Raw genomic sequence first — 16,122 nt, 5'->3', positions numbered from 1 at the left:
GATTGCTTTCTACAAAAATTTTACTAACTTTTTTCTGATATGATTTGACAAGACAAATCTTTTGGTGTAGAATCATGTTATAAAATCTAACACAAAGGAGATTCCTTATGGCTTTAGTAGAATTTGAACACGTCGAAAAATATTACGGAGACTACCATGCACTCCGCGACATCAATCTCCGTTTTGAAAAAGGACAAGTCGTTGTACTCCTAGGCCCTTCTGGTTCTGGGAAGTCCACTCTTATCCGTACCATCAATGGTTTGGAGGCTGTAGACAAGGGAAGTCTTCTAGTCAACGGCCACCAAGTTGCTGGTGCCAGCCAGAAAGATTTAGTTCCTCTTCGCAAGGAAGTCGGCATGGTTTTTCAACATTTTAACCTCTATCCGCACAAAACAGTGTTAGAAAACGTAACACTTGCACCCATAAAAGTTCTAGGAATTGATAAAAAAGAAGCTGAAAAAACAGCCCAAAAATATCTGGAATTTGTTAATATGTGGGACAAGAAAGATTCTTATCCAGCCATGCTATCTGGTGGACAAAAACAACGGATTGCCATCGCACGTGGACTCGCTATGCATCCTGAACTCCTCCTCTTTGATGAGCCAACATCTGCTCTTGACCCTGAAACCATCGGCGATGTTCTGGCGGTTATGCAAAAATTGGCCCACGATGGTATGAATATGATTATCGTTACCCATGAAATGGGCTTTGCCCGTGAAGTTGCTGACCGCATCATCTTTATGGCTGATGGAGAGGTTTTGGTGGATACGACCGATGTCGATGACTTTTTCGACAATCCAAGCGAACCTCGTGCCCAACAATTCCTCAGTAAAATCATCAACCACGAAAGTGACAAAGTCAAATAAGGAGGCGCCTATGAAAAAGAAATTCTTTTTATCCGCATTATTGATTAGCCTTTTCGGACTTGCTGCTACCAAACCAGTCCAAGCCGATACCAGTGTCGCAGACATTCAAAAAAGAGGCGAGCTAGTTGTCGGTGTCAAACAAGACGTTCCCAATTTTGGCTACAAGGATCCCAAGACAGGAACCTATTCTGGTATCGAAACCGACTTGGCCAAAATGGTAGCTGATGAGCTCAAGGTCAAGGTTCGTTATGTGCCGGTTACAGCACAAACTCGCGGACCCCTTCTAGACAATGAACAGGTCGATATGGATATCGCAACCTTCACCATTACAGACGAACGCAAAAAACTCTACAACTTTACCAGTCCCTACTACACAGACGCTTCTGGATTTTTGGTCAATAAATCTGCCAAAATCAAAAAGATTGAGGACCTAAATGGCAAAACCATCGGAGTTGCCCAAGGTTCCATCACCCAACGCCTGATTACTGAACTGGGTAAAAAGAAAGGCCTGAAATTTAAATTCGTCGAGCTTGGCTCCTACCCAGAATTGATTACTTCTCTACACGCTCATCGTATTGATGCCTTTTCCGTTGATCGCTCTATTCTATCTGGCTACATCAGTAAGCGGACAGAACTACTAGATGATAGTTTCAAGCCATCTGACTACGGTATCGTTACTAAGAAATCAAATACAGAGCTCAACGACTATCTTGATAACTTGGTCACTAAATGGAGCAAGGATGGTAGTTTGCAAAAACTTTATGACCGTTACAAGCTCAAACCATCTAGCCATAATGCAGATTAAGGAGGATACCCCATGACAGATTTATCATCTTGGACAGCCTATTTTCAGGATTTTGGACAATTTTTCAATGGTTTCCTCTTCACCCTTGCCCTAGCGATTGGATCCTTTATCCTCGCCATGGTCTTGGGAATCTTCTTCGGAGCTATGTCGACCAGTAAACGTCCAATTTTGCGCATTTTAGCTCGTATCTTTGTAGAATTTTATCAAAATACTCCCCTCTTGGTGCAGTTTGTCATCGTTTTTTATGGTCTGCCTCTTATTAGTGACCATATCATCATGATTCCGATTTATTGGACAGCTGTACTCTGTGTAGGACTCTATCACGGTGCCTATATCGCTGAGGTAATTCGTTCAGGAATTCAGTCTATTCCTAGCGGTCAGATGGAGGCCGCCTTGTCACAAGGTTTTACCTATATCAGTGCCATGCGCTTGATTATCTTGCCTCAGGCCTTCCGTATCATCCTCCCTCCTTTGACCAATCAAATTGTCAACCTCATCAAGAACACTTCTACAGTCGCTATCATTTCTGGTGTAGACTTGATGTTTGTGACCAAGTCTTGGTCAGCTCTCAACGGAAACTACATTCCAGCCTTTCTAGGCGCTGCCCTTCTCTACTTTTCTCTATGCTTCCCTGTTGCCCAGTTTGGTCGCAAGATGGAACAAGCCAACAAAAAAGCCTATTCACTTTAGGAGGTTACTATGGAATCCATTTTAGAAGTTTTGACCCCAGATAACCTAGTCTTTATCTTTAAAGGATTTGGCTTGACCCTCTACATTTCTCTGATTGCTATCGTCCTCTCTACCCTTATCGGAACGGTGCTAGCCGTCATGAGAAATGGCAAAAACCCTGCCTTGCGAATCATCTCCAGCATTTACATCGAGTTTGTGCGTAACGTTCCCAACCTCCTCTGGATTTTCACCATCTTTTTGGTTTTCAAGATGAAATCTACTCCAGCAGGAATCACTGCCTTTACCCTCTTTACCTCAGCAGCATTGGCTGAGATTATCCGAGGCGGTCTCAACGCCGTAGACAAGGGACAGTACGAAGCAGGAATGTCACAAGGCCTCACTTCAGCCCAAATCCTCTACTACATCATTCTCCCACAAGCCATTCGTAAAATGCTACCAGCCATCATTTCTCAGTTTGTAACCGTGATTAAGGATACCAGTCTTCTCTACTCTGTTATCGCCCTACAAGAGCTCTTTGGAGCCAGCCAAATTCTCATGGGACGTTATTTCGAGCCAGAGCAAGTCTTCAGTCTTTATATCCTGATTGCCCTCATCTACTTCAGCTTTAACCTAGCAATTTCTAGCCTGTCTCATATGCTAGCCAAACGTTGGCAACAAGCTGCAGAATAATACTCTTCGAAAATCTCTTCAAACCACGTCAGCTTCACCTTGCCGTACTCAAGTACAGCCTGCGTCTAGCTTCCTAGTTTGCTCTTTGATTTTCATTAAGTATAAACAGCCACTCTCCAGTTAAATTGGAGAGTTTTTTTGATGAGAGTAGATATTTATAGACCTCAATTTGACACTATACTTTTTCTATGATAAAATGTAACAAATTTGTTTACAACAAATCAAATCTAAATGAAATGGAATTTTCTATGAAATCAATCAAAGGAATACTCTTTATCATAGCTAGTTTTGTCTTGACTATTTTGACTTGGATGGGCACTTCTCCCCAATTCATGATTCCAGGACTAGCTTTAACAAGCCTATCTCTGACCTTTATCCTAGCCACTCGTCTCCCACTACTAGAAAGCTGGTTTCACGGTTTGGAGAAGGTCTATACTGTCCACAAATTTACAGCCTTTCTCTCAATCATTCTGCTAATCTTTCATAACTTTAGTATGGGCGGTTTGTGGGGCTCTCGATTAGCTGCTCAGTTTGGCAATCTTGCAATCTATATCTTTATCAGCATCATCCTTGTCGCCTATTTAGGCAAATACATCCAATACGAAGCTTGGCGATGGATTCACCGTCTAGTTTACCTAGCTTATATTTTCGGACTCTTTCACGTCTACATGATGATGGGCAATCGCCTCCTCACATTTAATCTTCTAAGTTTTGTTGTTGGTAGCTATGCCCTTTTAGGCTTACTAGCTGGGTTTTACATCATCTTCCTTTACCAGATAATCACCTTCCCATACCTTGGAAAAATCACCAATCTCAAACGCTTGAATCACGATACTAGAGAAATTCAAATCCATCTTAGCAAACCTTTCAACTATCAATCAGGCCAATTTTCCTTCCTAAAGATTTTCCAAGAAGGTTTCGAAAGCGCTCCGCATCCCTTTTCTATCTCAGGCGGTCACGGCCAAACTCTTTACTTTACTGTCAAAAATTCAGGCGACCATACCAAGAATATCTATGACAATCTTCAAGTCGGCAGCAAAGTAAGCGTAGACAGAGCTTACGGACACATGATTATAGAAGAAGGACGAAAAAATCAGGTTTGGATTGCTGGAGGTATTGGAATCACCCCCTTCATCTCTTACATCCGTGAACATCCTATTTTAGATAAACAGGTTCACTTCTACTATAGCTTCCGTGGAGAGGAAAATGCAGTCTATCTGGATTTACTCCGTGACTATGCTCAGAAAAACCCTAATTTCGAACTACATCTAGTAGACAGTAGGAAAGACGGCTATCTTCATTTTGAACAAAAAGAAATGCCTGAACAGGCAACCATCTATATGTGTGGTCCCCTTTCTATGATGAAATCACTTGCTAAACAGATTAAGAAACAGAATCCCAAAGCAGAGCTTATTTACGAAGGATTCAAGTTCAAATAATCAATCATACTCTCCTGGAAATTCCCAGGAGTTTTTTCTGTCCAAACACTCAAAAAACACTGCCAGATTTCTAGCAGTGTTTTGAGTTTCATTTATTTTAGTAGACTGTTTTTTCAGTTTCTACATCGAAGAAGTGTGCTTTGTTCAAGTCAAATCCAAGTTCAACTGTTGCACCTGTTTGCAAGTAGTCACGAGCATCAACTTTGGCAACAAATTCATCTTTACCAACTTGGCAGTAAAGGTGAGATTCTGAACCAAGCAATTCTGATACAGAGATAGTAGCTTTGACAACTGATTCTGGGAATGTTTCAAGGAAAGCAGGTTCTGCATTCACATCTTCTGGACGGATACCGAAGATCAATTCTTTACCTTCGTAGCCTTTTTCACGAAGAACTTTCAATGCTCCTTCTGGAACTTTCAAACGGAAACCGTCTGAAATAATTTCGCTACCAACCAATTTCACATTGATGAAGTTCATAGCTGGGCTTCCGATGAATCCTGCTACGAATTTGTTAACTGGGTTTTTGTAAACTTCTTGAGGAGTGCCGATTTGTTCTACACGTCCGATAGTACCTGTACCAGCAGGGTTCTTAGTTGCTGACATGATAACGATACGGTCTGCAAGTGTCATCGCTTCTGTTTGGTCGTGAGTTACGTAGATAGTTGTAGCTCCGATACGACGGTGGATTTTAGCGATTTCAGCACGCATTGATACACGAAGTTTGGCATCCAAGTTTGACAAAGGTTCGTCCATCAAGAATACTTTTGCATCACGGACAATCGCACGACCCATGGCAACACGTTGACGTTGACCACCTGAAAGGTCAGCTGGTTTACGATCCAAGAATTCTTTCAAACCAAGGATTGCTGCTGCTTCTTGCACACGTTTGTCGATGTCTTCTTTGCTGTATTTACGCAATTTCAAACCGAAAGCCATGTTGTCATAAACAGTCATGTGTGGGTAAAGAGCGTAGTTTTGGAATACCATGGCGATGTCACGGTCTTTTGGAGCTACGTCGTTGACAACCACGCCATCGATAGATGCAGTACCTTCTGTGATGTCTTCAAGACCAGCAATCATACGAAGAGTTGTTGATTTACCACATCCTGAAGGACCTACAAAAACTATAAACTCTTTGTCTTTGATGTCCAAGTTGAAGTCTTCAACTGAGTAGTGTTCGCTGTTTGGATATTTTTTGTAAATGTTTTTAAGATTCAATTCTACCATGAGGTGAACTCCTTTTGTCTTTTGATAGTTTTATTATAGATGAAAACGCTTTACATTTCTATGGCAAGGTGACCAAAAAAACAAAAAAGTTCTGTGCAACTTGCACAAAACTTTATAAAATATCTGGTAAAATCAACTGATAACACAAGGTCAGGTCAGTCAATTCCTTCAACTGAAGCCCTGTCAATTCTTCCCATTTGTCAATCTTGTATTGGAGAGAATTGCGGTGCAGGTAGAGTTGCTGGGCTGTTTTAGTGAGAACAGCACTATTTTCCCAAAGCGAGAGAATGATTTCCTGAATCTGGTCTTGATCCAAAATCATCTGATGGAGACATTCCTTGATTACTCTCAAATCCACAAGCCTTTCTCCCATACTCCAAAGATAGAGCTGAGAAAAAGTATGAACACCTTGGTGGCCCTGACGCCACCAAGTCTTGAACAAATCGCGCTCTGCTTTGATTAAGTCTGATAGGGCTTGATGGACCGTCTGAGACCAAACCTGTCCTAACATAATAGAGAGACGCAGTCCAAAGTCATACTCAACCGCTTCAATCGTATCACTTAAAATAGCTCGGACAGAGGTGTACTTATCTTGTTGAAGCACGAAAACATAATCCTGAGCTCCGACCTGAAGCACCGTCTGACAGTTGGGAAAAAGAGTCCGCATCATATCTAGCCAAGAAGCTAGATTTTCCTGCTGAAAATAGGAAAGATGACAATAAACCAACTGAATCTTTTTAAAAGTTTTCGGCGCCTGTCCCTTCCCCTCAATCAGATAGGGATACCAAGGATTGAGCGAAATAGTTTGCTCCTGTTTGGTTAAGAGAGCCACCAGTTGTTTTTCACGTTCGCTAAGACTAGCTTCCTCCAGCAAAATCCACTGCTGAGAAGCTAAAGGGAGCGTAAGAAATCCCTCTTTCTCTACTGGTTGGTCTGAAATCTGAGCTTCAGGAAACCAGTCTTGTAGTTCTTTTGCCATCATGTCCTAGCCCTCCACTTTTTGGATGCACCACGAAATCAAGCTCTCAAGACGTTCCAGATTTTCAGTCATATGAAGATAGCCCATGACTGCTTCAAAACCTGTGGACATACGGTAAGTCACCACATCAGCATTTTTAGCCTTGGTGTGACTATTGGTATTGCGACCACGTTTGTAGATTTCTTCTTCTTTTTCCGTTAAGACTCGCTCCTCCAACATAAGGGAAATCAGTCGTGCCTGAGCCTTGGCTGAGACATACTTGGTCGCTTCTTGATGGAGTTTATTGGGTTTGGTCATGCCTTTAAGAATGAGGTGACGACGAATATACATAGAATACACCGCATCCCCCTCAAAAGCTAGCGCAATCCCATTAATGAGATTGATATCAATCACGTGTCCACCTCACTCCATCCTTGGTGTCAAGAAGCTTAATCCCTTGAGCAGCCAGTTGATCACGGATTTGGTCAGCTGTCGCAAAGTCTCGATTGGTACGCGCTTCTTGGCGTTTTTGAATCAAGGCTTCAATCTCTACATCCAATACTTCCTCAACAAAGACAATCCCAAAGACTTCCAACATATCCGCAAGAGCTTCCTTAACACTTGCATCATAGTTGCCGGAATTGATCCATTTGGCCATTTCAAAGACTACTGTGATACCGTTGGCAGCGTTGAAATCCTCATCCATAGCTGCTATAAACTTGTCTTTAAAAGCCTGTAACTCTTGATCATCTACAGTCCCAGAAAATGGTTGTTCGTAAGTGTTCTTTAGATACTTGAGATTAGTCTCTGCATCACGCACTGCCTTTTCCGTAAAGTTGATAGGCTTACGGTAGTGTTGAGTCGCAAAGAAGAAACGAAGCACTTGCCCATCGAGGGTTTTGAGGGCATCATGGACAGTGATAAAGTTCCCCAAAGATTTGGACATCTTGACATTGTCGATATTGACAAAGCCATTGTGCATCCAGTAGTTGGCAAAAGTCTTGCCTGTTTTAGCTTCAGACTGAGCAATTTCATTGGTGTGGTGAGGAAACTCAAGGTCCGCTCCACCACCGTGGATATCAATAGTATCGCCCAAAATTTCTGTCGACATGACCGAACACTCAATATGCCAGCCCGGACGACCAGGTCCCCAAGGACTGTCCCAAGAAATCTCGCCTGATTTGGCAGATTTCCAGAGGGCAAAGTCTACAGGATTTTCCTTACGAGCTGTTTCTTCATCGGTACGACCTGAAGCACCCAGCTCCAAATCTTCCAAGGTTTTATTAGCCAATTTGGCATAGTTGTGAGATTTTTCCACACGGAAATAGACATCTCCTTGACTCTCGTAGGCAAAGCCTTTTTCAATCAAATCTTCCACAAAGCGGATGATGTCAGCCATAAACTCCACCACACGCGGATGGCGGGTCGCAGGTTTGACGCCCAAGGCTGTCACATCCTCACGAAAGGCAGCGATGTACTTGTCCGCAACCTCCTGAGGCGTGATGCCTTCTTCCTTGGCACGGTTGATAATCTTATCATCCACATCCGTGAAATTAGAAATATAGGCAACTTCGTACCCACGATACTCAAAGTAACGTCGAATCGTATCAAAAGCTACCGTCGAACGGGCATTCCCTACGTGGATATAGTTATACACGGTTGGCCCACAAACATACATCTTGACCTTGCCGTCCTCAATCGGGACAAATTCTCGCAAATCACGAGACATAGTGTCATAGATTTTAATCATAAATCATAGTTAGGAAAGCTAAAATCCAAGAACAATTAGTTTCATCACTAAGAGTTCAATTGAATTTCAGTCCGAATCTCTCTACACTTCGGAATCCCTTGCTCCTTTCTCATTCAGATAAACCACCTGGGTCTGTTTGACAAAGCCAATTTTTTCATACAAGCGCTTGGCACCTACATTGCTGTCCTCTACTGCAATCTGAAATTCCTTGTCATTTTGCTCAATTAGTTGGTTGACAAGGGATTTTGCTAAGTAGCTTCCATAGCCTTTCCCACGTTCAGGTTCAGATATTGCTAACCCGTAGAAGTAATTCGTATTAGTCGATAAATCTACCGTGCAAGTTCCAATAACCTGACCGTCTTTTAACAAAATATATAAGCGACTTTCTGGATCCTTCAGAGCTTCAGCGACATATCTATCCACAATCTCTCTAGATTCATGTTCCTCTGAGAATGCCTGAAATTTTAATTGACTGATTTGCTCCTGATATGAACTATCTGCTAACAAAACTTCAAGATTGGAAAGCTTTTCTAACGGATAAGGTCTTCTATCCTTACCTAACCAGGTTTCTGTATCCTCGTCCTCGACCAATCCCCAGTTGCTGACAAAATCAGGATAACGGTCTAGAAAAAGACGTTCTGTCTGAAAAGTAACTGAACGAATAGGGAAAGAAGCCGTTTCTTTCTCAAAACTAGTAAACAATGCACGTGCAATTCCCTGACGGCGATGATTTGGATGAACCAGTATCGTCACTTCCACATCTTGGTCATCTGCATAGACAGTTAATAAACCAACAAGTTCGCCTTTTTCATAATAAAGGAAAAAGGCGGGCATGTTTGGGTCAAAATTAAGCATGTTAGAGAGATAAGGATCACGATAAGTACCATCATAGGCTTGGCAACAGTTAATTAGTTTTTTCGCGTCAGATAACTCCTTTTGGCTTAACTTGTTTCTTGCTTGAATCATATAGGTAACCTTTACAACCCAGACGATCTGTGACTGGCTTCTTTAGCCTGCTCGAGTTTATTGACGTAGTACTCTCGTTTTTCTTCGACTTCGTGAATGACCGGCTCATCCTTCTTACCATGAACACGGACAATCTTAGCAGGAATACCGACAACCGTCACATCACTAGGTACGTCTGCTACAACAACTGCTGCAGCACCGACCTTGGCATTTTCGCCGATTTCCACTGGTCCGATAACTTGGGCATGAGCCGATATGAGAGCTCCCTTTCGAACGGTCGGATGGCGTTTGCCAACATCCTTACCAGTCCCACCAAGAGTCACCCCGTGATAAAGGAGAACACCTTTTTCAACGATCGCTGTTTCCCCAATCACCAGACCAGAACCGTGGTCGATAAAGACACCTGAATCAATCTGGGCACCTGGATGAATCTCAATCTGAGTCCAAAAGCGCCAAAACTGACTGTGCATACGAGCCAGGAGTTTGAAGCCATGCTTCCAGAGAAAATGCGAGAGACGGTGGGCCGCCAAGGCCTTGACACCTGGATAAGTCAGCAAAACCTCCAAAGTGGTGCGGGCCGCTGGATCATTTTCTTTTACGATATCAATGGTTTCGCGCCACCATCCCATACATTTCTCCTTTTCTTATTCTGAATCTTTTGGTGTTTCTGTAAATTCTTTCTTAGGTTTGTGATCCTTGTGATGACGTGGGCGGTGAGGTCTCTCAGACTTTTCGCCTTTTTCATCACGTTCAGGTTTTGGAGGACGAGGAAGAAGGGCTTTCATAGAAGCATCCACACGTCCTTTTTCATCAATCTTGATAACCTTAACATCAACTTCATCCCCGATTGCTACCAAGTCTTCGACATTATTGGTACGCGTCCAAGCCATCTCAGAGATGTGAACAAGGGCATCTGTCTTGTCAAAGAGGTTAACAAAGGCACCAAATTTCTCAATACGAACAACCTTAGCATGGTAGACTTCGTCCACCTTGGCTTCACGAACCAGACCAGCAATAATTTCTTTGGCACGGTTAATGGCATCTTGGTCGCTAGAGTAGATAGACACATTTCCTTCTTCGTCGATATCAATCTTAACGCCTGTTTCAGCGATAATCTTGTCGATGGTTTCTCCACCTTTACCGATGACAATCTTAATCTTGTCCACATCAATCTTGATGGTATCAATCTTCGGAGCAGTTGGAGCCAATTCTGGACGAACTTCTGGAATGGTTGCTTCAATCACATCAAGGATTTCAAAACGAGCTTTCTTGGCTTGGGCAAGGGCTTCCGTCAAGATTTCTGCAGTAATCCCTTGAATCTTGATATCCATTTGAAGGGCTGTAATACCGTCACGAGTACCTGCAACCTTGAAGTCCATATCTCCAAAGTGATCTTCCAAACCTTGGATATCTGTCAGTACTGTGTAGTTGTTACCATCTGAGATAAGACCCATGGCAATCCCTGCTACTGGCGCCTTGATTGGCACACCACCAGCCATAAGGGCAAGCGTTCCAGCACAGATAGAAGCCTGAGATGAAGAACCGTTTGATTCCAAGACTTCTGCTACCAAGCGAATTGCGTATGGGAATTCTTCCAAACTTGGCAAGACTTGAGCAAGAGCACGTTCACCAAGAGCACCGTGACCAATTTCACGACGACCTGGCGCACCATAACGACCTGTTTCTCCTACAGAATATTGAGGGAAGTTATAGTGGTGCATAAAGCGTTTCTTGTACTCTGGATCCAAACCATCGATGATTTGAGTTTCTCCCATTGGAGCCAAGGTCAAGACTGAAAGAGCCTGAGTTTGCCCACGAGTAAAGAGACCTGATCCATGCACACGAGGAAGGAAGTCAACAACCGCATCCAAAGGACGGATTTCATCAACCTTACGACCATCAGGACGTACCTTGTCTTCTGTGATCAAACGGCGCACTTCTGCGTGTTCCATTTGTTCCAAGATTTCAGCCACATCACGCATGATACGGTCAAATTCTTCGTGGTCCGCATATTTTTCTTCGTAAACAGCAGTTACTTGGTCTTTGACTGCTTGAGTTGCTGCTTCACGAGCCAATTTTTCTTCTACTTGAACTGCTTTTTGGAGGTCACTGTTGTAGGCTGCGATGATTTCAGCCTGTAATTCAGCATCCACATGAAGCAATTCTACTTCTGCTTTTTCTTTACCAACAGCTGCAACGATTTCCTCTTGGAAAGCAATCAATTCTTTAACAGCTTCATGTCCTTTAAGAAGGGCTTCCAACATGATTTCTTCTGACAATTCTTTAGCACCAGACTCTACCATGTTGATGGCGTGCTTGGTACCTGCTACTGTCAATTCAAGAAGCGAACGCTCTGCTTGTTCTTGTGTCGGGTTAATGATGATTTCACCATCGACATAGCCCACTTGTACCCCAGCGATTGGTCCGTCAAATGGAATATCTGAAATAGAAAGCGCCAAGGATGAACCAAGCATAGCTGCCATTGGTGCAGAAGCATTTTCATCATAAGAAAGCACGGTGTTAATCACTTGTACTTCATTACGGAAACCTTCCGCAAACATTGGACGGATTGGACGGTCAATCAAACGCGCAGTCAAAGTTGCATCCGTTGAAGGACGCCCTTCACGTTTCATAAAGCCACCAGGAAACTTCCCAGCTGCATACATTTTTTCTTCGTAGTTGACTTGGAGTGGGAAAAAATCCCCAGTTGCCATCTTCTTAGACATCACGGCCGCAGTCAAGACCGTTGACTCACCGTAACGAACGACAACAGAGCCATTTGCTTGCTTAGCAACCTGACCAGTCTCTACAACCAACTCACGACCCGCAAAAGTCGTTTGAAACACTTGTTTTGTCATTTTAATCCCCTTTGGATTGATGAAATTATACGCCTTGCCTACAAAAATCAAGATACTAAGGGCGTCAAAAGCAAAGTAAAAATAGGAAACTGACGAAGTCTTCGATGAAGACAAGACAGTTTATCTTTTTTACACAGCTTTTCGGCCGGGTTCAATTGCTCAAGATAGCATTCAATTGACGCAGTTGCGATGCACATCAGGAAATCTATCTTTTTCACTAGGGATTTAGCCCGTGTTCAACTATCTAGATACAAATCATTAGAAAGGTTTGATACTAAAGTATCTAAACCTTTCACGCTAATCGCTATCGGGCGATTAGCTAAATGCTTTACTAACTCCCTCGTCAAATAATATCGATTTGACTCGCTCGTGTCGCTAAATCTTGCAGTTTGAATGCATTGTATTATTTAATACCCTCATCTTTGTATCAAGTACGTACAGAGTCTATTTTATCATATTTTTCTTAAAAAGTGCGGTCTTTACCATTAAAAAGGAACCATTCCCCTCACCTGAGAAGAATGGTTTGCTTTTTATTATCCTAGAGACTGATGATTAAACAAGGCATGGGTTGCTTGGTGGATGTATTTTGCTGTTTCTGCATTGTTCATGGTGTAGAGATGCACTCCAGCAACATCTTGAGTTACCAAGTCCACGATTTGGTCCACTGCATAGGCAAGTCCTGCTGCTCTGAGCGACTCAGGGTCATGCTCATACTTGTCTAAGATAGCTTTAAATTTACGTGGAAGATGGATATTCTCACAAGTCTTCAAGAGGCGAAGAGCTTGATTTCGATTCAGAATTGGCATAATCCCTGCATGAATAGGAACATCAATCCCAGCCAAGATGCACTTGTCTTGGAAATCATAGAAGCGCTCATTGTCAAAGAAAAGCTGAGTTACAAGGCTCGAACAGCCTGCATCTACTTTCTTCTTAAGATTTTGGATATCTGAAATCTGATTTGGTGAATCTGGATGCCCTTCTGGATAGCATGCTCCGATAATATCAAAGTGAGGAGCTTGTTCCTTGATGAACTCAATCAAGTCAGTTGCATAACGGAAATCCTTTTGAGGTTCCACATCAGGAATAATATCCCCACGAAGAGCCAAGATTTTCTGCACCCCAACCTTGTCCAAGTCAGCAATAGTTTCAGCCACCTTGTCCTTAGTCAAATAGATGGCTGGCAAGTGAGCAATAGTCGGAATCGCCAAGTCATTTTGGATAAAGTCAGCCAAACGAACCGTCGTTTCCTTGATATTAAATTTATTATTGCTGGCAGTTACACTGATAAAGTGAGGAGCCAACTCCTGCATGTCCTGCAAGGATGAAATAATTTTATCATTACCCACTGCTGGGTTTGGAGGGAACACTTCAAATGAGAGTGACGGTGTTTGGCGTGACATAGTCCTTATCCTTTTCTTTTTGATTTCATTTTGAACAACCGTTGTAGGAAGAAATCTAATCTTACAATTTCTCACGCGCAACTTTAGCTGCTTCAACAAGGCGGATCAAACTTTCTTTTGTTTCTGGAATACCACGTGTTTTCAAACCACAGTCAGGGTTGATCCAAACTTTCTTGCTTGGTACTTTAGCAAGGATGGCTTCGATTGTGTTGTCGATTTCGCCTTCATTTGGCACACGAGGTGAGTGGATATCGTAAACCCCAGGTCCCACTTCAGTTTGGAAGTTTTTCGCTTTGAGTTCGTCCAAGATTTCAAGGTTTGAACGGCTAGCTTCAAAGGAAATAACGTCCGCATCCATGTTGTCGATAGCTGGGATGATATCTGTAAATTCTGAGTAACACATGTGAGTGTGGATTTGTGTATCTGGCGCTACTGTTGAGTGTACCAAGCGGAAGGCAGGAATTGCCCAGTCAAGGTAGTCTTCGTACCAGTCGCTACGACGAAGTGGCAATTTTTCACGAAGAGCAGCCTCGTCGATTTGGATGATTTTTACACCAGCAGCTTCAAGGTCAAGCACTTCATCCTTGATAGCAAGGGCGATTTGAAGAGTAGAATCCTTGATAGAGATATCTTCACGTGGGAATGACCAGTTAAGAATTGTAACAGGTCCAGTCAACATACCTTTAACAGGTTTGTTTGTACGACTTTGTGCATAGCTAGACCATTTAACAGTGATTGGGTTAAGACGAGTGACATCACCCCAGATGATTGGTGGTTTCACCCCACGCATACCGTAAGATTGTACCCAACCATTTTTAGAGAAGAGGTAACCAGACAAGTTTTGACCGAAGTACTCAACCATGTCATTACGCTCGAACTCACCGTGAACAAGGACATCAAAGTCGATATCTTCTTGCCATTTGATCCATTCGTCGATAGTTTCAGCAAGGAAAGCGTCGTACTCTTCTTGAGACAATTCACCCTTACGGTAAGCCAAACGCTTCGCACGAACTTCTTTTGTTTGAGGGAATGAACCAATCGTTGTTGTTGGAAGAGCTGGAAGTTTGAAAGCTTCTTCTTGGATAGCTTCACGTTCTGCAAAGGCTGGCAAACGAGTGTAGTCTGCGTCTGTCAAGCCAGCGATACGCGCACGAAGTTCCGCATTTTCACCAACACGCTCAGTCGCAAAGAGTTCTTTGTTAGCTGCAAGTGCTTCTTCACCTTGACCATTGCGGATAGCATCCAAATCACGAATCTCATCCAATTTTTCAACTGCAAAGGCAAAGTGGTTCAAGATAGCGGGTTCAAATTCTTCATTAGCAGTTGTAAATGGCACATGAAGAAGTGAGCATGAGCTTGTCAAGACAATGTTTTCAGCTGGGATTTGTTCAAGAACAGCCAAGCTCTTTTCGTAGTTGTTACGCCAGATGTTTTTACCATTGACAATACCTGCGTAGAGAGTCTTGTCAGCTGGGAAACCACCTTTAACGAGTTCAAGAGTTTTCTTACCTTCAACGAAGTCAAGACCGATAGCATCTACTGGCAAGTTTACAAGGTCAGCGTAAACGTCACGAACGTCACCGAAGTAAGTTTGAAGCAATACTTCAAGACCTTTTTTGTCAGCCAAAAGTTTATTGTAAAGGTTCAAGAAGAGAGCTTTTTCTTCAGCTGTCAAATCTTTTACAAGAGCCGCTTCATCCAATTGGATACGAGTTGCACCAAGTTCAGCCAATTTTGCAAAAACTTCTTGGTAAGCAGCCACTAAGCTGTCTACGAAGTCTTCTGCTTTCACGCCTTCTTCAAAGTCTGACAATTGAAGGAAAGTGAATGGACCTACAAGAACTGGGCGAGTGTTCAATCCAAGTTCTTTTGCTTCTTGGAACTCATCGAAAATTTTGTGACCTGCAAGTTTGACTTGAGTGTCTTTTTCAAATTTAGGAACGATGTAGTGATAGTTGGTGTTGAACCATTTCTTCATTGGAAGGGCGCGAACGTCTCCTTTTTCTCCTTGGTAACCACGACCCAAAGCGAAGTAGCGCTCAAGGTCAGACAAGTCCAAGTTTTGAACTGAAGCAGGCACCACGTTGAAAAGGAAAGCTGCATCTAGGAAGTTGTCATAGTGAGAAAAGTCATTTGATGGAATTTCAGTGATTCCTTTTTCTTTGACAATGTTCCAGTGTTTCGCACGCAAGTCTTTTGCTGCTGCCAAGAGTTCTTCTTCTGAGATTTCTTTTCTAAAGTATTTTTCAGTTGTAAATTTTAATTCGCGGAATTCGCCCAAACGAGGGAAACCGATGATTGTAGTTGACATGATGTGTCCTCCAAAATTTGTTGTTGAAACTATCTTAACAGAAAAGGAATCATCTGTATAATTGTAAAAAATTAGGCTTTGATATAGTTTGAAACTATATCTCTGTTTTAAACAAAAGAAAAAGACTTGAGACACATGCCTCAAATCCTTTGTGTAACTTGTTTTTTGCTGTATTTTAGTTA

At 42.6% G+C, this 16,122-nt stretch carries 14 protein-coding genes; 5 read left to right on the top strand and 9 right to left on the bottom strand.

Going from position 1 to position 16,122, the window contains the following annotated elements:
• The first annotated feature begins 107 nt into the window (after window positions 1-107).
• From NMM26_RS04580 to NMM26_RS04560, 5 genes are all read left to right on the top strand, one after another.
• Window positions 108-866, top strand: a complete 759-nt coding sequence (locus tag NMM26_RS04580) for an amino acid ABC transporter ATP-binding protein (protein WP_001229568.1) — start codon at window positions 108-110, stop codon at window positions 864-866.
• A gap of 10 nt (window positions 867-876) precedes the next feature.
• The gene (locus tag NMM26_RS04575) at window positions 877-1,671 is read left to right on the top strand and encodes a transporter substrate-binding domain-containing protein (protein WP_254753879.1); all 795 of its coding nucleotides are present in this window, start codon (window positions 877-879) and stop codon (window positions 1,669-1,671) included.
• A 12-nt stretch (window positions 1,672-1,683) separates the two neighbouring features.
• Window positions 1,684-2,361 carry an amino acid ABC transporter permease gene (locus NMM26_RS04570; protein WP_000131137.1) on the top strand — a complete coding sequence of 226 codons (678 nt, stop codon included), beginning with the start codon at window positions 1,684-1,686 and terminating at the stop codon, window positions 2,359-2,361.
• 9 nt (window positions 2,362-2,370) lie between these two features.
• Complete coding sequence (locus NMM26_RS04565; RefSeq protein WP_254753878.1) at window positions 2,371-3,030, top strand: amino acid ABC transporter permease; 660 nt, start codon at window positions 2,371-2,373, stop codon at window positions 3,028-3,030.
• Window positions 3,031-3,278: 248 nt separating this feature from the next.
• Window positions 3,279-4,469, top strand: a complete 1,191-nt coding sequence (locus NMM26_RS04560) for an oxidoreductase (protein WP_254753877.1) — start codon at window positions 3,279-3,281, stop codon at window positions 4,467-4,469.
• Between the two features lie 97 nt (window positions 4,470-4,566).
• On the opposite strand, the gene NMM26_RS04555 is transcribed toward NMM26_RS04560, so the two are convergent.
• The 9 genes from NMM26_RS04555 to metE form a co-directional block, all read right to left on the bottom strand.
• Window positions 4,567-5,697, bottom strand: coding sequence for an ABC transporter ATP-binding protein (locus tag NMM26_RS04555; protein WP_033686510.1), 1,131 nt, complete (start codon window positions 5,695-5,697; stop codon window positions 4,567-4,569).
• 112 nt (window positions 5,698-5,809) lie between these two features.
• A complete protein-coding gene (locus tag NMM26_RS04550) occupies window positions 5,810-6,679 on the bottom strand; it encodes a helix-turn-helix domain-containing protein (protein ID WP_000968020.1) in 870 nt (289 codons plus the stop codon).
• Between the two features lie 3 nt (window positions 6,680-6,682).
• The gene (locus NMM26_RS04545; RefSeq protein WP_254753876.1) at window positions 6,683-7,069 is read right to left on the bottom strand and encodes a Mini-ribonuclease 3; all 387 of its coding nucleotides are present in this window, start codon (window positions 7,067-7,069) and stop codon (window positions 6,683-6,685) included.
• Window positions 7,062-8,405 carry a cysteine--tRNA ligase gene (gene cysS, locus NMM26_RS04540; RefSeq protein ID WP_254753875.1) on the bottom strand — a complete coding sequence of 448 codons (1,344 nt, stop codon included), beginning with the start codon at window positions 8,403-8,405 and terminating at the stop codon, window positions 7,062-7,064. The genes NMM26_RS04545 and cysS overlap by 8 nt, the downstream gene beginning before the upstream one ends.
• 81 nt (window positions 8,406-8,486) lie before the next feature.
• On the bottom strand, window positions 8,487-9,371 hold the full coding sequence (locus tag NMM26_RS04535; protein WP_254753874.1) for a GNAT family N-acetyltransferase: 885 nt from the start codon (window positions 9,369-9,371) through the stop codon (window positions 8,487-8,489).
• An 11-nt stretch (window positions 9,372-9,382) separates the two neighbouring features.
• On the bottom strand, window positions 9,383-10,000 hold the full coding sequence (cysE, locus tag NMM26_RS04530; RefSeq protein ID WP_000539979.1) for a serine O-acetyltransferase: 618 nt from the start codon (window positions 9,998-10,000) through the stop codon (window positions 9,383-9,385).
• Window positions 10,001-10,015: 15 nt separating this feature from the next.
• On the bottom strand, window positions 10,016-12,229 hold the full coding sequence (gene pnp, locus NMM26_RS04525; RefSeq protein WP_000166437.1) for a polyribonucleotide nucleotidyltransferase: 2,214 nt from the start codon (window positions 12,227-12,229) through the stop codon (window positions 10,016-10,018).
• A 533-nt stretch (window positions 12,230-12,762) separates the two neighbouring features.
• Entirely contained in the window at window positions 12,763-13,629 is an 867-nt protein-coding gene (metF, locus tag NMM26_RS04520; RefSeq protein ID WP_000089963.1) for a methylenetetrahydrofolate reductase [NAD(P)H], read from the bottom strand.
• A 61-nt stretch (window positions 13,630-13,690) separates the two neighbouring features.
• Window positions 13,691-15,940, bottom strand: coding sequence for a 5-methyltetrahydropteroyltriglutamate--homocysteine S-methyltransferase (gene metE, locus NMM26_RS04515; RefSeq protein ID WP_000108229.1), 2,250 nt, complete (start codon window positions 15,938-15,940; stop codon window positions 13,691-13,693).
• Window positions 15,941-16,122 lie beyond the last annotated feature (182 nt).

It is taken from the genome of Streptococcus sp. CF7_Ac1-8, assembly GCF_024295435.1.
In the GTDB taxonomy this organism is placed as follows: Bacteria; Bacillota; Bacilli; order Lactobacillales; family Streptococcaceae; genus Streptococcus; species Streptococcus mitis_AP.
Note: the sequence above shows the minus strand (reverse complement) of the source record. Positions and strands in the feature narration are given on the sequence as shown.